This window comes from Streptomyces sp. NBC_00659, from assembly GCF_036226925.1.
Lineage (GTDB): Bacteria > Actinomycetota > Actinomycetes > Streptomycetales > Streptomycetaceae > Streptomyces.
Genome location: NZ_CP109031.1, coordinates 5750826 through 5771321, shown reverse-complemented (window position 1 = coordinate 5771321; position 20496 = coordinate 5750826). Strand labels below are relative to the sequence as shown.

Genomic DNA, 20496 nt, shown 5'->3' with positions numbered 1-20496 from the left:
AGGTGCGCCGGAACTCATCTCCTGCGCCCTCCCCTCCCGCTCGACCGACTTGTCCCCAAGGAACTCCACACCTCAAGGATGCGGCATCCGCCGGGAAACGGAGTCCGGACACCGAGGAGGCTCTCTCCGAGGCACCGGCCCTGCCCGCCGTCCGGCGGGCAGGGACTACTGCCGTCGTACCCGCGAGGCGGTTCGCCCAAGGGCTCTCCCGTGGTCCCCGGCGGGCGCGCGACGGCAGCGAACACACCTCGCCGCGTCGCCGGACCGCGCGGACACGCCTCGTACGAGGACGGCCCTTTGCCGTGCGACGCGGCGCGTCGGACGGCACGCGCCGATCCACCCCGGACCACGGGCCACCCCTCAGCGAACCAGGCCCCACCGGAATCCGAGCGCGACCGCGTGCGCCCGGTCCGAGGCGCCGAGCTTCTTGAAGAGCCGCCGTGCGTGGGTCTTGACCGTGTCCTCGGAGAGGAACAGCTCACGGCCGATCTCCGCGTTGGAGCGTCCGTGGCTCATTCCTTCGAGCACCTGGATCTCCCGCGCGGTGAGCGTGGGCGCGGCGCCCATCTCCGCCGAACGCAGTCTGCGCGGCGCGAGCCGCCACGTCGGGTCGGCGAGCGCCTGGGTCACCGTGGCGCGCAGTTCCGCACGCGAGGCATCCTTGTGGAGATAGCCGCGGGCGCCGGCGGCGACGGCGAGCGCCACACCGTCCAGGTCCTCGGCCACGGTGAGCATGATGATGCGCGCACCGGGGTCGGCGGACAGCAGCCGCCTGACCGTCTCCACGCCGCCCAATCCGGGCATACGTACGTCCATCAGAATCAAATCCGAACGGTCGGCTCCCCAGCGGCGGAGGACTTCCTCGCCGTTGGCCGCCGTCGTCACGCGCTCGACACCGGGCACGGTCGCGACCGCACGGCGGAGCGCCTCTCGGGCAAGCGGGGAGTCGTCGCAGACGAGGACGGATGTCATGACCGTCCTCCGCAGCTGATGCGCGTCACCTTGAGCCTCCAGGCTGTTACGAATCGTCACCTGTGCGGTCGACACTCGCAGGCGGATATGACCGCCTACCCGAGCGCTTGTTCCTTCAACCGCCTCAGCCATCTCAACGATGGTCACTCGAAAGAGTTACGGGGCAGCCGGCCGTCATCGGCACTGTACGTGAGGGCGCAGACACGTTGGAGACATGCGCGCCGACCCTCAACGTTTCATCACAACCCATGCCCCATTCAGCCTGTTTTCTTCCCATTTGCTGGTGTCTGAGACTAGATTCGCAATGAGTCATATTTTCATCTCCTTAGATCGTAGATGTACGGTCGGTGGGCACAGAGCAGCCCAGAACGGCAGCAAGGGGACACGCAATGGCAGATTTCTCCCGCCTTCCCGGTCCGAACGCGGACCTCTGGGACTGGCAGCTCCTCGCGGCCTGCCGAGGGGTCGACAGCTCGCTCTTCTTCCACCCGGAGGGCGAGCGTGGTGCGGCACGGAGCGCTCGTGAGAACTCGGCCAAAGAGGTCTGCATGAGATGCCCGGTACGCGCGGAGTGCGCGGCACACGCGCTCGCGGTGCGCGAACCGTACGGCGTATGGGGCGGACTGACCGAGGACGAGCGTGAAGAGCTCATGGGACGGGCACGCAACCGACTGGTCTCGGCGGCGGCCACAGGAAACGCTTCCGCCTCGAACACCTGAAGGAACGTTTCTGCTCTGAAGGTGCGTACAAGTTGCGTACGTACAGGTCGGAGGTACGGGGGTACGCAGGCCTGTGCGCACGAACCGGAGGCGCGTACGACGCGTACGAGGAGACGCGCACGACGCGTGCGGGGAACACAGGACGTGCGGGGAAACACCGGACGCGCGGGGAAACACCGGACGCGCGGGGAAACACCGGAGGAGTTGAGCCCGTCCGTGACGGCCCGGCTCCCCGGCGGGCAGACCGCTAGCGGGCCGCCGCCTGCGCCAGCCGGTCCAGCGTCGCGGCCACCGCCGGCACCTCGGCGAGGTCGGGGAGGGTGAGGGCGACGATCTCGCGGCGCACCGCGGGCTCCACCGTCACGGTCCGGGCCCCCTTCGGACGTACGGACTCGATCGCGAGTTCCGGCAGGACGGCGACGCCGAGTCCCGCGCCCACGAGCCCCACCACCGCCGGATAGTCGTCGGTGGCGAAGTCGATGCGGGGCTCGAAACCGGCACCGCGGCAGACCTCGACGAGCTGGCCGCGGCAGCGCGGGCAGCCCGCGATCCACGACTCATTGGCGAACTCGCCGATCGCGACGGACTCCGCGCGCGCGAGCGGGTGGCGCTCGGGCACCAGGCCGACAAGCCGGTCCATCAGCAGGGGCCGTACGACGAGGTCGTCCCATTCCTCGGCGCCCGGAGCGCTCTCGTAGCGGAAGGCGAGCGCGATGTCGCAGTCACCGGCCCTGAGCTTCTCGACGGACTCGGGCGGTTCGGCCTCCTCCAGGGAGACACGGGTGCCCGGGTGTGCCGCGCGCAGCGCGGCGAGGGCCGTGGGAACGAGGGTGGAACTGCCGCTGGGGAAGGAGACCAGCCGGACGCGGCCCGCCCGCAGCCCGGCGATCGCGGCGACCTCCTCCTCCGCCGCCGTGAGGCCGGCCAGGATGCTCGCCGCGTGCTTGACCAGAGCCTCACCCGCCTGGGTGAGGCGCATCTCGCGGCCCGTCCTGACGAGCAGCGGGGTGCCCACGGAGGACTCCAGGGCCTTCATCTGCTGGCTGACGGCGGGCTGGGTGCAGCCCAGCTCACGGCCTGCCGCCGAGAAGGATCCGGTGGTGGCGACGGCGCGCAGAACGCGGAGATGACGAGCCTCGATCATCCTTGGAGCATAAGCGTGTCTTGGGTGCGGCGCCGAATATCACGTCGACGCTTTGACCTGTATCGCCTAGCTTGATGGCATGAAGCTTCTGTCAGTGAACCTGGGCCGGGCACGGGCCGTCGCGTACACGGACCAGCCGGAGGGGGTGACCGGCATCGACAAGCGGCCGGTCGACGGTCCCGTCCGCGTGACGGCGCCGGGGCTCAAGGGGACCGGCGGAAGCGGGCTGGCCGGGGACACCGTGTGCCACCTGCGCCATCACGGCGGTGACGACCAGGCGGTGTACGCGGTGGCGCGCGAGGACCTCGACGACTGGGAGCGTGAGCTGGGCCGGACGCTGCCGAACGGCGGGTTCGGCGAGAACCTCACGACGCTGGGGCTCGACGTGTCCGGCGCGCTGATCGGTGAGCGCTGGCGGATGGGTTCCGGCCTCGTCCTGGAGGTCACCTGCGGGCGCATCCCGTGCCGCACCTTCCAGGAGCACCTCGGTGAGAAGGGCTGGGTCAGACGGTTCACGCACCGGGGTGCGCCGGGCGCGTATCTGCGGGTGATCGAGCCCGGCGAGATCCGCTCCGGGGACCCGGTCGAGATCGTGCACCGGCCCGGCCACGATGTCACCGTCGCCGTCCAGTTCCGCGCCTCGACGACCGAACGGACGCTGCTGCCGAGGCTGTTGGCGGCGGGCGAGGCCCTGCACCCGGAGTCGCTGGCGGACGCGCGGGAGTACGTGGCGAAGTACGGCGGATAGGGCGGCTCGGGCACCGTCGGCGGCGATGTCCGTGCCGTGTTCACGGTGTGCTCGCGTAAGTGGGGCCTGGTGCGAGGCACGTACGGAGCGCGGGCGGGCGGCCGGCTGCACCGGGGGCGCCCGCGGTCTGCTGCACCGGGGGCGGGGGGCGCGGCCGGTCACTACCCTTGCGCCATGACAACGGCTCTGATTACGGGATCGACCGCGGGGATCGGTGCCGCCTTCGCGCGGCGGCTCGCGGCGGACGGGCACAACCTCGTGCTGGTGGCGCGGGACACGAAGCGGCTGCGCGAGCAGGCGACCGAGCTGCACGACCGGCACGGCATCGAGGCGGAGGTGCTCACCGCGGACCTGGCGACGGACGAGGGCATCGAGGAGGTCGCCGCCCGTCTGTCCGACCGCAAGAGCCCGGTCGACCTGCTGGTCAACAACGCCGGCTTCGGCAACAAGGGCCGCTATCTGGACGTGTCGATGGCGGACGAGCTGAAGATGCTCAAGGTGCACTGCGAGGCGGTGCTCCGGCTGACGTCGGCGGCGACCGAGGCAATGCGGGAGCGCGGCCGGGGCGGCGTCGTCAACGTGGCGTCGGTCGCGGCGTTCGTGCCGCGGGGTACGTACGGGGCGTCGAAGGCGTGGGTCGTGCAGTTCACGCAGGGCGCGGCGAAGGACCTCGCGGGCAGCGGGGTGCGGCTGATGGCGCTGGCTCCGGGCTTCGTGCGCACCGAGTTCCACGAGCGGGCCGGCATGGGCACGGACAACATCCCGAACTGGATGTGGCTGGACGCCGACAAGCTGGTCGCGGCGGCCCTCGCCGATCTGGCCCGCGGAAGGACCCTGTCGATCCCGGACCCGCGCTACAAGGTGCTGATGGGCGTGGTGAAGGTGACGCCGCGTGCGCTGCTGGGCGGGATCTCGTCGAAGACCGGGCGGAAGTACGGACCTCAGTGAAGCGAGGCCCCGGTGACGTGGGGGCCCGGTGACGCGAGGCCCCGGTGACGCGAGGCCCTGGCAGAGCGGATCGAGTGGGCCGCAGGAGGCTCGGGAGGCTCGGGACGGGCGCTCGCGATGATCGTGCAGTGGGTGGTGCCGCCCCTCCGGTGGGAGGATTGAGATGATTCGACCGGAGCGAGAGCCGGAGGCGGCGCCATGACTTTCGTACAGCTGATTGAGGGCAGAACCAGTCGGTTCGACGAGATGAACCAGCTGATGGACACCTGGGTCGAGAAGACCAACGGCAAACGGACCGCGACGCGTGGAGTCATCGGCAAGGACCGCTCCGACGCGAACCACTTCGTGGAGATCGTGGAGTTCCCGTCGTACGAGGAAGCGATGAAGAACTCGAAGATGCCGGAGACCGAGCAGATCTTCCAGGAGATGGTGGCGCTCTGCGACGGGATGCCGACCTTCACGGACCTGGACGTGGTGCGCGACGACCGGCTCTGAGCCTGGGGCATCCGCCGGTTCTGCAGGAGCGTCGGGGGCTGATGACCGTACGGCCGGGTGGCTCCGATGACCCTCTCGGCCGCTCTGAAGGGCTGATCCCCCGGATTCCACAGATCCGCCAGGAGCGAAGCCTCCGATCCCGGATGCCGGGAGCGGGGGCTTCTGCGGCGGTAGGCCCTTCGTGCTCGAAGCCCACCTGCAATCGGCCGGCTGGTACGGGACTGCCCAGTCACCATGCTGTCAGGTCGTGTTGGCCGACTTGCGGGTCGGCATGGCAGACCGCCTCTCCACTTCACTTGGTCCGGCAGGGCGGATCGGGATCGGACGGTGAGCGCTCACCGCGTGGCGGGCCATCTGATGCGCATCGGGCACCTCGGCAAGGAGGCGAGTACGGAAGCGAAGGCCGCGTACCGGGAGGATCACGCACAAGCCGGTCTGGCGGGACCTCATCGCGGCGGGCCGGGCCCAGCTCGTGCTCAGCACGGCGGAGGAAGGCGTGATCCTTCCCGATCTTTTCCCGCCGGAGGAACTCAGGGAATACTGCCGGGGATTCGCGAATGTCCTCGCCTCGCGTGCGGACCTGGAGGGCCGCAACCGGGCGAAGTACCTCGCCAACCAGCAACGTTCGTTCCGTCAGGAGTCCTCCGTGCCGAGCTGGACCGTCGTCGTGGTCCTCGTGGGCCTGGGTCTGGTGTGCCTCAGATCCTCCGGGACGTCACGCCCCCTGAACATCATCCTCGGATGCGCGATCGTCGGTGTTCCCTCGTTCCTTCTGGGCGAGGCGGAGGTGCTGCTGGCCGATCCGGCACGTATGTGCGCGCCGTCCGCGCCGGTCACGGAGGAATGGGACTGGTACGAAGACCGGTTCCTGCCTCCGCGCGCGACCTGTCACTGGAACGACGGACGGACCGAGGACCTCGTCTCCCCCTGGATCACACCCGCGTTCCTCATCGGTTTCGGGCTGATCGCCGTGTGCCTGGTCACGCTCGCGGTGACCCACCACCGGAAGGGACACCAAATTTGATTAACACCGCCGACGAGGCGACCGGAATGGCCGAACAGTGCGGCCCGCAGCCCGCACAGGCCTCTGCGTGATGGTCACTCAGTAGTGGTAGCGAGCCTTGATGATCACGATTTCCTTCTCGGTGGCCCGGTAGACCAGCCGGTGTTCGTCGTCGATCCGGCGTGACCAGTAACCCGACAGGTCACCCTTCAGCGGCTCGGGCTTGCCGATCCCCGTGAAGGGGTCGCGCTGGATCTCCCGGATCAGGCGGACCAGCTTGCCGAACAGCTTCTTGTCGGCGGACTGCCAGTAGAGGAGGTCCTCCCATCCGGTGGGACGGAACCGTACGTCCCTCACTCCCCGTCCTCCGCCATGGCCGTCAGCTCGTCGATGGGCCTGGTGATCAACGGTGTCTCGGCGGCCTTGTCCTCGGCGACGGCCGCCATGAGGCGGGCGGCGTTGGCAGGGCTGCGGAGCAGGTAGATGGTCTCCTGCCAGGAGCGGAAGTCGTCAGCCGACATCAGTATGGCGTTGCCGCCCTTGGAAGTGATCTCGACCGGTTCGTGATCGTCGTTGACCTGCTGGATGAGCGGGAACAGTCTGGCTCGGGCCTCGCTGGCGGTGATGGCCATGGACTCATCCTCCCAAGAAATGGTACAGAATTACGGTACCACTCTACTGGTACAAGGATCCTGTACCAGTCCAAAGTGCCGGTGTGTGCCCGCTGATGCCGCCGCCCGTGTCCCACCCGTATGCCGGTCCGTCTCGACGGGGAACTCCTGCGGCAGCAGTTCCCGGAAGGCACCCCCGCGTGACCCGGCAAGACGTTCCTGACGTCGAAGACGCGTCGGCGCGCCCGCCGGACAGCACTTCGCCCCGCCGTGGGAACGGCGGGGCGAAGCGACGCGGCCCGATTCAGCACGGTGTCCCTGTCCGGGGATTCAGTGCCGGCTCCGGCCTACCGGTCTCCCGGCGTGCGTCAGTGGGAGTGCCCGTGACCGCCGTGGCCGGCGTCACCCTCGTCCTCGGCCGGCTTCTCGACGACCAGGGTCTCGGTCGTCAGGAGCAGGGAGGCGATGGAGGCGGCGTTCTCCAGGGCGGAGCGGGTGACCTTGACCGGGTCGATGACGCCGGCCTTGACCAGGTCGCCGTACTCGCCGGTGGCGGCGTTGAAGCCCTGGCCCTTGTCGAGCTCGGCGACCTTGGAGGTGATGACGTAGCCCTCCAGGCCGGAGTTCTCGGCGATCCAGCGCAGCGGCTCGACGGCGGCGCGGCGCACGACCGCGACACCCGTGGCCTCGTCGCCGGTCTTGCCGAGGTTGCCCTCGAGGACCTTGACGGCGTGGACGAGCGCGGAGCCACCACCGGAGACGATGCCCTCCTCGACCGCGGCGCGGGTCGCGGAGATGGCGTCCTCCAGACGGTGCTTCTTCTCCTTGAGCTCCACCTCGGTGGCGGCGCCGACCTTGATCACGCACACGCCGCCGGCCAGCTTCGCGAGGCGCTCCTGGAGCTTCTCGCGGTCCCAGTCGGAGTCGGTGTTCTCGATCTCGGCCTTGATCTGGTTGACGCGGCCGACGACCTCGTCGGAGCTGCCGGCACCGTCGACGATGGTGGTGTCGTCCTTGGTGACGGTCACGCGGCGGGCGCTGCCGAGCACGTCCAGGCCGACCTGGTCGAGCTTGAGGCCGACCTCCTCGGCGATGACCTGACCACCGGTGAGGGTGGCGATGTCGCCGAGCATGGCCTTGCGGCGGTCACCGAAGCCGGGGGCCTTCACGGCGACGGCGTTGAACGTGCCGCGGATCTTGTTCACGACCAGGGTCGACAGGGCCTCGCCCTCGACGTCCTCGGCGATGATCAGCAGCGGCTTGGAGGCGTTCGCCTGGATGACCTTCTCCAGCAGCGGCAGCAGGTCCTGGATGGAGCTGATCTTGCCCTGGTGGATGAGGATGTACGGGTCGTCGAGGACGGCCTCCATACGCTCCTGGTCGGACACCATGTACGGGGACAGGTAGCCCTTGTCGAAGGCCATGCCCTCGGTGAAGTCCAGCTCCAGACCGAAGGTGTTGGACTCCTCGACGGTGATGACACCGTCCTTGCCGACCTTGTCCATCGCCTCGGCGATGAGCTCGCCGACCTGGCTGTCCTGCGCGGAGAGACCGGCCACGGCGGCGATGTCGGACTTGTCGTCGATCGGGCGGGCCGTCGCGAGGAGCTCCTCGGAGACGGCCTTGACCGCGGCGTCGATGCCCTTCTTGAGCAGCGCCGGGGAGGCACCCGCGGCGACGTTCTTCAGGCCCTCGCGCACGAGCGCCTGGGCCAGCACGGTGGCGGTGGTCGTACCGTCACCCGCGATGTCGTTGGTCTTGGTCGCCACCTCCTTCACCAGCTGGGCGCCGAGGTTCTCGAACGGGTCCTCGACCTCGACCTCACGGGCGATGGTCACGCCGTCGTTGGTGATGGTGGGGGCGCCGAACTTCTTGTCGATGACGACGTTGCGGCCCTTGGGGCCGATCGTCACCTTCACCGTGTCGGCAAGCTTGTTGACGCCGCGCTCGAGGGCGCGACGGGCGTCCTCGTCGAACTTCAGGATCTTCGCCATGGGAGCGGTTCAGCCCTCTCGGAAAACTTGGGAGAAACGAACGGCGCCCCCAGCGCCCGGTTCATCGAAAGTAGCGGGGGCCAGGGGCGCAGTTCACTGCAATGCTTGGTGCGGGGTTGTCCGGGGGAAGTCCCCGAACGCCCTTACCGGGTGAATTACTTCTCGATGATCGCGAGCACGTCGCGAGCCGAGAGGACGAGGTACTCCTCGCCGTTGTACTTCACCTCGGTGCCGCCGTACTTGCTGTAGAGAACGATGTCGCCGACGGCGACGTCGAGCTCGACACGCTTGCCGTCCTCGATGCGACCCGGGCCCACGGCCAGGACGACGCCCTCCTGGGGCTTCTCCTTGGCCGTGTCCGGGATGACCAGGCCGGAGGCCGTGGTCTGCTCGGCGTCGAGCGGCTGGACCACAATGCGGTCCTCAAGCGGCTTGATGGCAACCTTGGAGCTGGTGGTCGTCACGATCCGACCTCCCCCTTCGGAGATCTCACGGGGTTAACTGTCTGAGGTGGCGACCAGGTGGATCCGTCGTCGCGGGTGCCGGATCTGCCTGTCGCTATTGGCACTCTCCAGGGGGGAGTGCCAGACCTGAGACTATGACTGTGATTAGCACTCGGTCAAGCGGAGTGCCAAAGGCAGTCGGCGTGGCGTGGACCGGAACGTGCCGGACCGCACCGAATGGACGCTTCCCCGGGGCAGCTCTCCGGTCGACCCGGGGGGGCAACCTTCCGGTCGCCCTGTCGACCCGGGGGCAGCTCTCCGGTCGGCGCCTTACTAGAGGTAGTTCTCCAGCCGCGCCAGGGTGAAGCCCTCGCGCTGGATCCGGCGGAGCAGGCGGAGCGTGGCGCCCGTGAGTTCGGGTTCGGCGGGGCCGGAGAGGATGTCGCCCGGCCGGAACGGGTGTGCGTCGGCCGTCCTGCCGAGAACGATCGCGGCGACCCCGCAGTCGGCGGCGGCGCGCAGGGTGGTGTCGTCGTACCGGCCGTACGGGGGCCGCAGCAGCCGGGGCCGGACGCCGAAGCGCCGCGTGAGCTTGTCCTGCTGTCCGCAGATCTCGGCGCGCTGGCCGGTGTAGGGCAGACCGCGCAGGGTGGCGTGGTCGAGGGTGTGGTTCTGGACGCTCACGCCGACCGCGCGCAGCCGCGCGAAGCGCCCGTACCCGGGGCCGGCGACCCGGTCCGTGAGGAACACACTGACCGGCAGGCGCAGTTCGCGGACCATGTCGGCGAACCGCGGATCGCGCTCCGCCCCGTCGTCGTACGTCAGGAAGACCACCTTGTCGCGGGTGCGCACCTGGTTCACGACGGGCGGCAGTCCGGTGTCCGCGGTACGCGCGGTGGTCCGCGCGGGCACGTCCGGCGCGGGGGCGAGCGGGGTGGCCAGACCCCAGCGGCGGTACGCCGACTCCGTCGGGTGCACCCGCTGGGCCGCTTTCTTGCCGAGCCGTTCGATGGGGTCGACGGACTGCGCGCAGCCGCTGAGCAGTACCGCCACGAGCAGCCCGGCGGCCGGCACCCGCACCCTCACAGGTAGTCCTCCAGGCGCGCGACCGCGTACCCCTGGCCGGCGCGCCGGGCCCGCCGGTCGACGCGCCGGGCCCGCGCCGGGCTCAGCCGGTCCGCGCAGGCGGCGAGGGGGCGGGCGGGGCCCGCCAGGAGCGCGGCCCGCGGGGCGTGGGCCGACGCGGCACCGCCGGCTCGGGGGACGGAGGCCGAGCCGGTCCCGGCGCAGCCGGAGGCGCAGCCGGAGGCGCGAAGAGTGAGGGCGGCCACGCCGACTCCCCGGCGCGCACCAGCCCCGTTTGCACCGGTTTTATCATTTTGTCGTACGGGTCGCATGAAGCCGGATCCTCCCAGCCCACCGCCCCCACGGGGGCCCCGACACCGCCGCCGGAAGCACACCGTCCACCGACTGGCCCACAATGGCCGGGTGAACGACGTCTCCTTCGCCCCGCTCCTCACCGCCGAGGGCCGCGCCCTGCTCGACGAGGTCCGCGCCACCGAACCGGCACAGGAACTGGCCGTCGCCACCCGGCTGCGCCGCGACCACCCCGCCGAACTGGTCTCGGCAGCCCTCGGCCAGGCACGGCTGCGGCAGCGGGCGGCGGCGAAATTCGGGGCCGAGGACGCCGGACGGATGTTCTTCACCCCGAACGGGGTCGAGCAGTCCACCCGGACGACCGTGGCCGTGCACCGCGCCGAGCGGCTGCGCGCCCTGGGGGTCCGCTCCGTCGCCGACCTGTGCTGCGGCATCGGCGGCGACGCGATCGCGCTGGCCCGCGCCGGAATCCGCGTCCTGGCCGTCGACCGCGACCCGCTGACGGCCGCCGCCGCCCGCGCGAACGCCGACGCGCTGGGGCTCACGGACCTGATCGAGGTGCGCGAGACGGATGTGACGCAGGTGGACACCGCGTCGTACGACGCCGTCTTCGTGGACCCGGCGCGCCGGGGCGGCCGGGGCCGGATCTTCGACCCCGAGGCGTACTCGCCGCCGCTGTCCTGGGCGGTCGGGGCGGCCCTGCGCGCTCCGGTCGCCGCACTGAAGATCGCCCCCGGGATCCCGCACGAGGCGGTCCCCGCCGAGGCGGAGGCCGAGTGGATCTCGGACGGCGGGGACGTGAAGGAGGCGGTGCTCTGGTTCGGCACGGAGCCGGGCCTGGTGCGCGCCACCCTGCTGCCGGGCCCGCGCGAACTGCGCGGCCGCGGCCTGCCGGACCCGGCGGTCAGGACCGTCGGACGCTATCTGTACGAGCCGGACGGCGCCGTCATCCGCGCACACCTGGTCGCCGAGGTGGCCGAGGACCTGGACGGCGGACTGGTCGACGAGACGATCGCCTACGTCACGGCCGACGAACTGCGCCCGACGCCGTACGCCTCCGCGTACGAGATCACCGATCGACTCCCCTTCAATGTGAAGAAGTTGAAGGCTCTGTTGCGGGAGCGGGAGGTCGGCGTCCTGACCGTGAAGAAGCGCGGGTCGGCCGTCGAACCGGAGGAACTGCGGCGCAAGGTGAAGCCGCAGGGCCCGCACTCCGCGACGGTGTTCCTGACCCGGGTGGCGGGCGCCCCGACCATGCTGGTGGGGGCACCCGCCAAGCCGCCTACTGCTGGTGGCGGGTGCTGAGCGGACCGAGGTCCGGCCCGGTGACGGACCGCGGCGCCATGCCCGTCCGCACCGCCGAGGCGCCCACGGCCGGCCCGGCGACGGAGGACGAACTCGCCATCGGCTCAACGCCGTTGTAGTAGGGCGCGTACGTCCACTGGCTGCTGCTCGCGCTGATCACCGTGCCCGCGGAGTTCAGCGCCGCCGCCGACACCGAGCCGGTGCCGCCGAAGACGCCGATGCCGTTGATGTTCGCGGCACCCTTGAGCAGGTAGGACTTGGTGTCCGCGGTCAGGGTGGTGACGTCCGTCCACAGCAGCGGGCCGAAGACGTTCATCGCCGCCGCGGCCGAGGTGCCGCCGCGCCAGCTGTCGGTGGAGGCCAGGGACACGCTGCCCGGACCGCCCCACCAGAACCGCGCGAGGGCGGCCGCGGTGCCCGCGTTGGTGCTCGCCGTGACCGGGTAGTAGGTGTACGTCGACGGCCAGTGGGAGAACGACGTGTGCGTGAGCGCGTACTTCGCCGAGGCGCCGACCGGGATCATGTAGGTGTCGCGCGGGTCGAGGCCGTTGAGGTACGACTTCACCGACGAGGTCAGCGTGTTGCCGTCGTTGAGCACGACGACCGCCTTGCCGCTCGTCCCGTCCGCGCCCGCGGCCGACGCGGCGGCGAGCGCCGAGTGGTAGTCGTTGCCGGTCGCGATGAAGACGTAGTCCGGCGCGCTGGTGATCGACTTCGCCACGGCGACCGAGGTCGAGTAGCGAGAGGTGCCCGCCAGCCGCTTCGGGACGAAACCGAGCGCGGTGACCTTCGTGGAGACGGCGCTGCCGAGGATCGACGTGCCGCCGACGAGGTAGACGCTCGCGCCCGGCTTGAGAGTCCGCTTGAGCTCGTTCTGCACGGACGTCGACAGCGAGGTGCCCGGGGTCAGCAGGACCGGCCCGTGCTTCTTGCCCGCGAGGGCGGGGGCCGTCAGCGCGTACGACTGGCTGTCCTGGGAGACGAGCACGGCGGACGAGGCGTTCATCAGCCCCGGCTCGCTCCTGCCGACCGTGTTCCAGGTCCAGCGGGACGCGGCGATGTTGCTGCCGTAGACGTCGGCGCCCCAGACCCGGGCGACGGTGTTCTTGCGCAGCGGCTGCCAGGCGGGCGAACGGCCTCCCCAGGGGAAGGGCTGTCCCTCCGTCACCGTGTCCGCTGTGATCGTCATGACGACATTGCTCTCCTGGCGGCCACCACTGGTGGGCCGGTCGAAGTGCACGACGAGCCGGTCGCTCGCGGGCGCCCAGGAGGGGCTGTCGTAGTCACCGGCGTCAACGGTCAGACGGCGCTCGCCGGTGCCGTCGGTGTTGATCGAGAAGAGCTGGCGGTGACCGTCGACGGTGCGGATGAAGGCGACCTTCGTGCCGTCGGGTGAGATGGCGGGCGAGCCGCCCGCGGCGAGCTTGGTCTCCGTCTTGGTGGCGGCGTTGTAGAGCACGACCGACGGCGTGGTCGTGGTGCAGCCGGTGCCGTTGCGCTGGAAGGCCAGCAGCGTGCCGGTCGCGTTGCCGCTCGGCACGAGGTCGCAGCCGCCGGTGGCCAGCAGCCGGACCGGGGTACCGCCGCCGGCCGGGATCGAGTAGAGCTTCTTGGCCGCGGAGAAGACGATCTTGCGGCCGTAGGTCCAGTACGTGGGGTGGGAGGCCGAGCTGCCCGATGCCGACGAATAGACCGTCGTCACGCTGAGGCTGGTGAGGCCGACAGTTCCCAGCCCTCCGGCCGACTCGAAGACGACGCGGCTGCCGTCGGGCGACCACGCGGGCGTCTGGTCGTCGGAGCCGTTCGAGACGCGCTTCTCGCCGTTGCCGTCGACGTCCACCGACATGATGCCGTCGTTCGAGACGGCGATCCTGCCGTCGGCCGCCGGCCACCCGGCGACATCGGCCGACGCGCCCGGCGCCAGGGCTATTGCGGTACCGGCGGCCAGGGCCGTCGCCGCGGTGAGCGCCACGAGTCTGTGGCGCGCGGAAATCTTCAAGGGTGTACCCCCCAGGGTAGGTGCGATGGCTGCCGGACCACGCCTCGCGGGGGCCTACGGGTGAACGGAGAGCGTCCTTCCCGTGTACGGCAGCGGCGCCACTGTAAGCCCTTGCCGATCACGTTGGGAACGCAGTTACCGAACGGGAATCTCACGAACTCCGCAGCTCACGGGCCCGCGCCACCAGCAGCTCCCGCTCCCGCTCGTTGCGCGCCAGCGAGGCAGCCCGCTCGAACTCCGCCCGTGCCTGCGCCGTACGTCCCAGCCGGGCGAGCAGGTCGCCGCGCACGCTCGGCAGCAAGTGGTAGTCGCGCAGGGCGGGTTCACCGGCGAGGCTGTCGACGATGACGAGCGCGGGCCCCGGGCCCTGGGCCATCGAGACGGCCACGGCGCGGTTCAGTTCGATCACGGGGGACGGGAAGCGGGCCGCCAGCAAGCCGTACAGGGTGGCGATCCGGGGCCAGTCCGTGTCCTCGTAGGCGTAGGCCTGGGCGTGGCAGGCGGCGATGGTGGCCTGGAGGACGTACGGCCCCGGGCTGCCGGCGGCGACGGCGTTGGCGCGGCCCAGCGCGGTGAAGCCCCGGCGGATCAGCATCCGGTTCCAGCGGCGGCGGTTCTGGTCCTTGAGCAGGACCGGTTCACCGCCGGGCCCGGTGCGCGCGGCCGCCCGGGACTCCTGGAGTTCCAGCAGGGCGGCGAGCCCGTGCACCTCGGGCTCCTTGGGCATCAGCTCGGCGAGTACCCGGGCCAGCCGGAGCGCGTCCTCGCACAGCGCCGGACGGAGCAGGTCGTCGCCCGCCGTCGCCGCGTACCCCTCGTTGAAGACGAGATAGATGACCTCCAGTACGGACCCGAGCCGGGCTTCGCGGTCAGGACCGTACGGCACCTCGAAGGCGACCCCCTTCGTCGCGAGCGTCCGCTTGGCCCGGACGATGCGCTGGGCGATCGTCGGCTCCGGGACGAGGAAGGCGCGGGCGATCTCGGACGTCGTCAGTCCGCCGAGGAGCCGCAGGGTGAGCGCGATGCGGGCCTCGGCGGACAGGACGGGGTGACAGGCGGTGAAGACCAGGCGCAGCAGGTCGTCGTCGATGTCGTCCGGATCGGAGGGTTCGTCGATGTGGTGCGGAGCCGACAAGGAGAGGTCCCGCCCGACCTCCTCCAGCTTGCGCGCGTAGCGCTCCCGGCGGCGTACGAGGTCGATCGCCCGGTGCTTGGCCGTGGCCGTCAGCCAGGCACCCGGGTTGTCGGGCACGCCGTCCCGCGGCCACTGCTCCAGCGCCGCGACCAGGGCGTCCTGGGCGAGTTCCTCGGCGATGCCGACGTCGAGGACGATCCGGGCGACGCGCGCGATGACGCGGGGCGACTCGATACGGAAGATGGTCTCGACGGCCGTGTCGACGCCGCCGGCGGGGGTTCCTCCGGGCTGCTGTTCCACAGTTCACCATCAGACACCCGCGGCGGCGTCAGGCCAAGGAGACCGCTCGGGCCGAGAAGCCGCTCAGGCCGAGGAGCCGCTCAGCCCCCGGCGATCTCCCGCACCTCGCAGGTGACCGTCCAGAACTCCTCGTGCACCTTCAGGAAGCGCTTGGTCCACTCCACGGCCTCGTCCATGTCCTTGCACTGCATGATCGCGTAGCCGCCGACGACCTCCTTGGACTCGGTGAAGGGACCGTCGGTGACGGACAGTTGCCCACCCGACCAGTGGACGCGCTTGCCCTGCGCGGTGGGGGCCAGGCCGTCGGTCTCCAGCATGACGCCCGCCTTGGTGACCTCCTCGATGAGCTCGCCCATCCGCTGCATCAGTTCGGGGCTGGGACCCTCGGCGGGCGCGGTGCTCTCGTCGATCTGGACCAGCGAAAGATAGCGGGGCATGGTGACTCCTCGTGTCCGTGGTGCCTCGGAGGCGGGGCTTCTCCCTGCCTCTCACCCGTGCGTCGAACGGGAGACACCTGCTTCGACACCGTCCCCGGATTTCTTTGGTTTCTTTCCCGGGGCGGGCCCGGACGGATCGATCGGGGGAATCGGGACATCAGGGGTTCGGGTCAGTCGGCGAAGTCCTTGAGCTCAGCGGTCTCCAGGGTGAAACCGACGGGCTCCGGCAGTTCGACGGCTGTTCCGTAAGGACGGGTCGTGATGCAGCGGTACTGACCGCCCTCGGGCTCCGCGTGGACGATGACGCTGCCCGCCTGCCTGTCGATCAGGACGTAGACGGGGATGCCCGCGGCGGCGTAACCGTCCGGCTTGTCGATGTGGTCCCGCCGAACAGCGTCCCCATCGTGCGAAGTGACCTCGACCGCCATCAGGACACCGTCCGGATCCGCCCACTCACGCGTCCCGACGAAGTGCCGCCGGGGTGCCAGGACGCCGTCCGCCTTCGCCCGTCCGTTGCGGTACTCCTCGACCTTCAGGCCCTGCTCTCCGTACAGCCAGAGATCGGGCCGGTGCTGCATACAGACCTGCTGAAGCCAGGCGATGACCTCGTTGTGGTTACCGTCCGGCACGGGCTTGACCACGACCTTTCCGTTGATGAACTCCAGCCGCACAAGCTCGGGCGCGTTGCGGGCGAGTTCTTCGAACTCCTCGACGAGCATCTGGGGCCGGTCGGCTGTGCTGCGGGTCATGGCGTCGCCTCCTCCCCTCCATCCTGCCCCGGTCACGGGCGGACCGTGCTGCAAGGTCGTCATGTGCCTGTTCCTTTCTCCGTCCCCGTGTTCGCAGGTGCCCCTGCGCGCAACACAGCACGCAGCCGTCCGACATGGGCACGCACCTCATGCGCCGCGAGGGCAGGCCGTCCGCCCCGGCACCCCCCGCACAACCCGCCCCGCAGCTCGACACCGTCCCTGCCCGGCTCACCGCAGGCCGTGCACACGACCTCGTAACGGGGCGTCGGTGGCTGCGGCTCGGGTCGCGGGGGCAGCTTGGCGAGCAGCCGGGCGCGTACGAAGGCGTACGCGTGCGCCACACGCTCCGGGAGCCCCGCCGTCAGCGCCTGGACGAGCTGCGGCTCACCCGCGCCCCGCGCGAACCACTCGGCGGCCTCCCCCTCCAGTGCCGCGCACTCCCCCGCCGACAACGTCAGGCGGGCGTCGATCCGGCCGAGCCGGGACAGCAGGCCGTAGGCGGTCGAGCGCGCCGCCGCTGCCACGGGCCGCTCGGTCACCGGCGTCTCCCCGGCGAGGAAGGAGTTCCACCAGGTGTCGTCGTGCGCGGTGCGCGAGAAGAAGGTGTGCCAGACCCAGCGGGGGCAGCCGTCGACGGTGACTGGGCGGCGCACCCTGCGCAAATGCCCTGCCGCGGAGAGGTTGTTGAGGGCGGTGGAGAGGGCGCACTGGCCGTACGGGAGGTGCTTGGCGAGTGTCTTGATGGAGAGGTCCGACTCGTCGGCGAGCCGGTCGATGTACGTCGCGATCGATGCCTCGCGGGTGGGCAGATGTGCGAAGTCGCGACCCGTCCGTGGGGTTTGGTCGGGCGCCGACCTTTTTCCGTAGCCCGGATTGGCCAGGGGATGAGCGGACGGGCGCAGGGCAGCACTAGGCTGGGCGACAGCCATGGATCGACCTCTTTCGATCTCTTTGGTCAGACCCCCGCGCGGTGCGCCAACACCCACGGGGGTCGAAGTTTTCCCGGCGCACGCTACACGTCCGCCACGCTCCGCCGCGACCCGATCACGAAAAGTCATATCCCCTGGCCCGGACGGCACTTCGGCCGTCGGCAAGGGAGGGTGGGTGGGTTGGACCTCCCACCCATTCCATACAAAAGAGGCTCGAATCCCGAGCCCCGAAACTCAAGTCCCGCGGACCGTCGATCAGTAGTTTCAACCGAGTCCGGGCGTCACTTCAGCGAGGCCCACAGGTCGCTCGCCTCCGGCTCGTTCGCGACCACGCGGTTGCGGTCCGAGGGAGCCGTCACCACCGGCATCATCACCGTCGTGACCTCGTCGGAGGAGAGGGACTTCAGGCTCTGGCCGAGCTTCATCAGCTCGCCGAGGGAGTTCAGCCCGGTGTCCGTCGTCAGACTGCCGGTCACCGCGTTCGCGACGCTGTAGAGCTTGGCCGGGTCGGTGAGCAGACCGGCCGACGAGATCTGCCCCAACAGGGCCTTCACGAGCTTCTGTTGGAGGCCTATGCGGCCCAGGTCGCTGCCGTCGCCTATGCCGTGACGGGTGCGGGCGAGGGCCAGTGCCTTCGTGCCGTCGAGGTGGTGCTCGCCCGCGGTGAGATGCAGATGGCTCTTGTCGTCGTCGATGTCCTCGTCCGTGGTGACCGTGACCCCGCCGAGCGCGTCCACGAGGGCGGCGAAGCCGGAGAAGTCGATCTCGATGTAGTGGTCCATGCGGACGTCGGTGAGGGACTCCACCGTCTTCACCGCGCAGACCGGGCCGCCGATCGCATAGGCGCTGTTGAACATCGCGTTGTAGGCCACCGCCGTCGTCCCCCCGGAGGAGGTGGGGCAGGCAGGCCGGGTCACCAGGGTGTCCCGGGGGATGCTCACCACGGTCGCCCGGGTGCGCCCCTCGTCGATGTGCACGACCATCGCCGTGTCGGAACGGGCGCCGGAGCTGTCCCCGCCGCCGAGCTTCGCGTTCGCCTTGCCGCTGCGCGAGTCGGAGCCGAGGACCAGGATGTTCAGGGCGCCACTGGGAAGCGGGGAGGCCGAGGCGGACGCCGGGGCCGAGGGCGTCACCACCGCCTTCGCCGGGCGGTCGTCGCCGAGCGCGCTGTTGATGTCGACGCTCTTGATGTTCTGGTTCAGATGCCAGTAGGCCCAGCCCGCCGTGCCGACGCCCAGCACCAGCAGTCCCGCCAGGGTGAGGCCGGCGGCCTTCAGTACCCACGACCGCCGGCCCACCGGACCGACCCCGTCCCCGACCCCGGCCCCGTCCCCGTCCCCGATGTCCTTGTGTCCCGTCACGAGGAGGAACGTAAGTCCGAATTATTAGGGGACTGTTAGGGAAAGAGGCTCGAAACGATTTTCTTGGGAGAATCTCACGCTTCTCAGCCCGGACTCAGCCCCACCTCATACCGGCCTCGGTACAACCTTCAGCCCAGCGTCACCGTGGGCACCGGATTGCTCCCGCTCCAGGACGCGTTGAACCCGAGCGTCACCGAACCCCCGTCCGAGACGGTCCCGTTGTAGGAGGCGTTGGCACAGCTCACCGCCGCGCCGGTCTGGGTGCAGGTCGCGTTCCAGGCCTGGGTGATCCGCTGGCCCGCGCCGTACGTCCAGGTGACCTTCCACGAGGAGAGCGCGGCCCCGGAGCACGCGATGCGCACCTGCCCCGTGAACCCGGTGTTCCACTGGCTCTGGACGCTGTACGTCGCCGTGCACGCTCCTGTGGGCGGCGGTGTCGTGGTTCCTCCGCCGAGCGAGGCCGCGATCGCGTCGTACGCCGGTTTGGGCGCGTAGTTCTCGTCGTACGGGGTCGCCGCTCCGTAGCCCGAGAAGACGTCCGGGATCCAGGAGTCGGAGTCGGTGAAGCCCCAGACGGTCACGCCGTAGCAGCGGGTCACCGCGACACAGGCGTCGAACACGGCCTTGTAGTCGGCGGCCTGCTGGGCCAATTTGGTGCTGTCGGAGGGGAGTTGCATCCGGACGTCCAGCTCCGTGATCGCGACGTCGACACCGAGGTCGGCGAAGCGCTGGATGTTCTGCTGGAGGGTGCCGGGGACCTGGCCGAGGATGAGATGGGCCTGGAGGCCGACGCCGTCGATCGGGACACCGCGCGCCTTCAGGGACTTGACCAGGTCGTACAGGGCGGTGCTCTTGGCGTTGACACCCTCGACGTTGTAGTCGTTGATGTAGAGCTTGGCGCTCGGGTCGGCGGCGTGCGCCCAGGTCAGCGCCTGGGCGATGTAGTCGGCGCCGAGGCCGTTGTACCAGAGGGTCGAGCGGTAGGTGCCGTCCTCGTTGAAGGGCTCGTTGACCACGTCCCAGGCGGCCAGCTTCCCCTTGTAGCGGGTGACTTCGGTGGTGATGTGGTCCTGGAGCAGACCGCTCAGCTCGGTGGTCGTCCAGGTGCCGTTGGTCAGCCAGCTCGGGTTCTGGCTGTGCCAGACCAGGGTGTGACCGCGCACCTGCTGGCTGTGGGCCTGCGCGAACGCGACGATCTGGTCGGCCTCGGCCCAGTTGAAGCTGCCCCGGGTGGGCTCGACGGTGCCCCATTTCATCGCGTTGCCCGGGGTCAGCGAGTTGAACTGGCCCCCGGCGATGTCGCCGTAGGTCCCGGTCAGTTTGGAGCCGGTGACGGCGGTGCCGATGACCTTGCCCTTGGCGGCGGCGAGGTCGCGCAGCGGGGTGCCGGCGGCGTGCGCCGTCGTACCGGCCGCGAGCAGGGCGGCCACCGTGACCACCCCGGCGAACAGGGCGGCGACGCTGCGGCGTAAGGGGCGGGTTCTGGAGAAACGGGTTCGGGAGGTTCTCATGGCGGGTGCCTCCGAAAGTTTCGGCTGTACAACCGATTGACTTCGCAGGAGTGTGGAGGGGGATGCCCCACCCGTCAATACGGTCCCCAGGCCGACTTCGAGCCGATCCGGCCACCCCGGCCCCACGCCACACACAGGCCTCACGCCCCCCGCCCCGGGGCCGAAAGGCCGAACGGCCACCACGAAGCACCCGCGGTCAGCAGCGCACGGAAGGGGCCGTGCCGGTACATCGATGCCCGTCGCCACCGACGGCCACGCCTCATCCAACGGCGACGGGCTGATGCACCGGCACGGCCCCGACCCACCCACCGGACCG

General features: G+C 70.1%; 20 protein-coding genes and 1 pseudogene. 6 read left to right on the top strand and 15 right to left on the bottom strand.

The genetic code is table 11. The annotated features are described in order from the left end of the window. Nucleotides 1-360: 360 nt before the first annotated feature. Nucleotides 361-972, bottom strand: coding sequence for a response regulator transcription factor (locus OG410_RS25335; protein WP_003948568.1), 612 nt, complete (start codon nucleotides 970-972; stop codon nucleotides 361-363). A gap of 389 nt (nucleotides 973-1361) precedes the next feature. Between OG410_RS25335 and OG410_RS25330 the strand changes: the two genes are divergently transcribed. After that, nucleotides 1362-1691, top strand: a complete 330-nt coding sequence (locus OG410_RS25330; protein ID WP_328670972.1) for a WhiB family transcriptional regulator — start codon at nucleotides 1362-1364, stop codon at nucleotides 1689-1691. Nucleotides 1692-1938: 247 nt separating this feature from the next. Here OG410_RS25330 and OG410_RS25325 read toward each other — a convergent pair whose 3' ends face one another. Then, entirely contained in the window at nucleotides 1939-2835 is an 897-nt protein-coding gene (locus OG410_RS25325; RefSeq protein ID WP_329301262.1) for a LysR family transcriptional regulator, read from the bottom strand. Between the two features lie 79 nt (nucleotides 2836-2914). Between OG410_RS25325 and OG410_RS25320 the strand changes: the two genes are divergently transcribed. From OG410_RS25320 to OG410_RS25305, 4 genes and pseudogenes are all read left to right on the top strand, one after another. After that, on the top strand, nucleotides 2915-3583 hold the full coding sequence (locus OG410_RS25320) for an MOSC domain-containing protein (protein WP_329301261.1): 669 nt from the start codon (nucleotides 2915-2917) through the stop codon (nucleotides 3581-3583). A 174-nt stretch (nucleotides 3584-3757) separates the two neighbouring features. Then, nucleotides 3758-4531, top strand: coding sequence for an SDR family NAD(P)-dependent oxidoreductase (locus OG410_RS25315; RefSeq protein WP_329301260.1), 774 nt, complete (start codon nucleotides 3758-3760; stop codon nucleotides 4529-4531). A gap of 198 nt (nucleotides 4532-4729) precedes the next feature. Next, a pseudogene (locus OG410_RS25310) lies at nucleotides 4730-5023 on the top strand (ester cyclase); the annotation flags it as partial. A gap of 499 nt (nucleotides 5024-5522) precedes the next feature. Then, nucleotides 5523-6050 (top strand): hypothetical protein, encoded by a 528-nt coding sequence (locus OG410_RS25305; protein WP_329301259.1) that lies wholly within the window; start codon nucleotides 5523-5525, stop codon nucleotides 6048-6050. 78 nt (nucleotides 6051-6128) lie between these two features. On the opposite strand, the gene OG410_RS25300 is transcribed toward OG410_RS25305, so the two are convergent. The 6 genes from OG410_RS25300 to OG410_RS25275 form a co-directional block, all read right to left on the bottom strand. Then, nucleotides 6129-6386, bottom strand: a complete 258-nt coding sequence (locus tag OG410_RS25300; protein ID WP_329301258.1) for a Txe/YoeB family addiction module toxin — start codon at nucleotides 6384-6386, stop codon at nucleotides 6129-6131. Then, entirely contained in the window at nucleotides 6383-6661 is a 279-nt protein-coding gene (locus OG410_RS25295; RefSeq protein WP_329301257.1) for a type II toxin-antitoxin system Phd/YefM family antitoxin, read from the bottom strand. The genes OG410_RS25300 and OG410_RS25295 overlap by 4 nt, the downstream gene beginning before the upstream one ends. 347 nt (nucleotides 6662-7008) lie before the next feature. Next, nucleotides 7009-8634 (bottom strand): chaperonin GroEL, encoded by a 1626-nt coding sequence (groL, locus tag OG410_RS25290; RefSeq protein ID WP_329301256.1) that lies wholly within the window; start codon nucleotides 8632-8634, stop codon nucleotides 7009-7011. A gap of 155 nt (nucleotides 8635-8789) precedes the next feature. Further along, the gene (gene groES / locus OG410_RS25285) at nucleotides 8790-9098 is read right to left on the bottom strand and encodes a co-chaperone GroES (protein ID WP_266761820.1); all 309 of its coding nucleotides are present in this window, start codon (nucleotides 9096-9098) and stop codon (nucleotides 8790-8792) included. A 312-nt stretch (nucleotides 9099-9410) separates the two neighbouring features. Beyond that, nucleotides 9411-10163 (bottom strand): polysaccharide deacetylase family protein, encoded by a 753-nt coding sequence (locus OG410_RS25280; RefSeq protein ID WP_329301255.1) that lies wholly within the window; start codon nucleotides 10161-10163, stop codon nucleotides 9411-9413. Beyond that, the gene (locus OG410_RS25275) at nucleotides 10160-10408 is read right to left on the bottom strand and encodes a hypothetical protein (protein ID WP_329301254.1); all 249 of its coding nucleotides are present in this window, start codon (nucleotides 10406-10408) and stop codon (nucleotides 10160-10162) included. Before OG410_RS25275 ends, OG410_RS25280 begins: the two co-directional genes overlap by 4 nt. Nucleotides 10409-10565: 157 nt before the next feature. Between OG410_RS25275 and OG410_RS25270 the strand changes: the two genes are divergently transcribed. Continuing rightward, nucleotides 10566-11759, top strand: a complete 1194-nt coding sequence (locus OG410_RS25270) for a class I SAM-dependent methyltransferase (RefSeq protein WP_329301253.1) — start codon at nucleotides 10566-10568, stop codon at nucleotides 11757-11759. Here the strand turns inward: OG410_RS25270 and OG410_RS25265 are convergent. The 7 genes from OG410_RS25265 to OG410_RS25235 all read right to left on the bottom strand — a co-directional run bounded on the left by OG410_RS25265 (nucleotide 11737) and on the right by OG410_RS25235 (nucleotide 20180). Further along, nucleotides 11737-13758, bottom strand: a complete 2022-nt coding sequence (locus OG410_RS25265) for a cell wall-binding repeat-containing protein (RefSeq protein WP_329301252.1) — start codon at nucleotides 13756-13758, stop codon at nucleotides 11737-11739. The genes OG410_RS25270 and OG410_RS25265 overlap by 23 nt on opposite strands. A 151-nt stretch (nucleotides 13759-13909) precedes the next feature. Beyond that, entirely contained in the window at nucleotides 13910-15193 is a 1284-nt protein-coding gene (locus OG410_RS25260; protein WP_329301251.1) for an RNA polymerase sigma factor, read from the bottom strand. An 80-nt stretch (nucleotides 15194-15273) separates the two neighbouring features. Then, on the bottom strand, nucleotides 15274-15630 hold the full coding sequence (locus OG410_RS25255; protein WP_328670958.1) for a YciI family protein: 357 nt from the start codon (nucleotides 15628-15630) through the stop codon (nucleotides 15274-15276). A 170-nt stretch (nucleotides 15631-15800) separates the two neighbouring features. Further along, nucleotides 15801-16379 carry a Uma2 family endonuclease gene (locus tag OG410_RS25250; protein ID WP_329301250.1) on the bottom strand — a complete coding sequence of 193 codons (579 nt, stop codon included), beginning with the start codon at nucleotides 16377-16379 and terminating at the stop codon, nucleotides 15801-15803. Between the two features lie 59 nt (nucleotides 16380-16438). Next, nucleotides 16439-17308, bottom strand: a complete 870-nt coding sequence (locus OG410_RS25245; RefSeq protein ID WP_329301249.1) for a hypothetical protein — start codon at nucleotides 17306-17308, stop codon at nucleotides 16439-16441. Nucleotides 17309-17589: 281 nt separating this feature from the next. After that, on the bottom strand, nucleotides 17590-18606 hold the full coding sequence (locus OG410_RS25240; protein ID WP_443063905.1) for an LCP family protein: 1017 nt from the start codon (nucleotides 18604-18606) through the stop codon (nucleotides 17590-17592). A gap of 191 nt (nucleotides 18607-18797) precedes the next feature. After that, a complete protein-coding gene (locus tag OG410_RS25235) occupies nucleotides 18798-20180 on the bottom strand; it encodes an endo-1,4-beta-xylanase (RefSeq protein WP_329301248.1) in 1383 nt (460 codons plus the stop codon). Nucleotides 20181-20496: the final 316 nt, after the last annotated feature.

Bases quoted from the DNA above. Each gene is read 5' to 3' on its own strand.
- OG410_RS25335 (WP_003948568.1), bottom strand. From the start codon at position 972: ATGACATCCGTCCTCGTCTGCGACGACTCCCCGCTTGCCCGAGAGGCG.
- OG410_RS25330 (WP_328670972.1), top strand. From the start codon at position 1,362: ATGGCAGATTTCTCCCGCCTTCCCGGTCCGAACGCGGACCTCTGGGAC.
- OG410_RS25325 (WP_329301262.1), bottom strand. From the start codon at position 2,835: ATGATCGAGGCTCGTCATCTCCGCGTTCTGCGCGCCGTCGCCACCACC.
- OG410_RS25320 (WP_329301261.1), top strand. From the start codon at position 2,915: ATGAAGCTTCTGTCAGTGAACCTGGGCCGGGCACGGGCCGTCGCGTAC.
- OG410_RS25315 (WP_329301260.1), top strand. From the start codon at position 3,758: ATGACAACGGCTCTGATTACGGGATCGACCGCGGGGATCGGTGCCGCC.
- OG410_RS25295 (WP_329301257.1), bottom strand. From the start codon at position 6,661: ATGGCCATCACCGCCAGCGAGGCCCGAGCCAGACTGTTCCCGCTCATC.
- groL (WP_329301256.1), bottom strand. From the start codon at position 8,634: ATGGCGAAGATCCTGAAGTTCGACGAGGACGCCCGTCGCGCCCTCGAG.
- OG410_RS25255 (WP_328670958.1), bottom strand. From the start codon at position 15,630: ATGCCCCGCTATCTTTCGCTGGTCCAGATCGACGAGAGCACCGCGCCC.
- OG410_RS25250 (WP_329301250.1), bottom strand. From the start codon at position 16,379: ATGACCCGCAGCACAGCCGACCGGCCCCAGATGCTCGTCGAGGAGTTC.
- OG410_RS25245 (WP_329301249.1), bottom strand. From the start codon at position 17,308: ATGGCTGTCGCCCAGCCTAGTGCTGCCCTGCGCCCGTCCGCTCATCCC.
- OG410_RS25235 (WP_329301248.1), bottom strand. From the start codon at position 20,180: ATGAGAACCTCCCGAACCCGTTTCTCCAGAACCCGCCCCTTACGCCGC.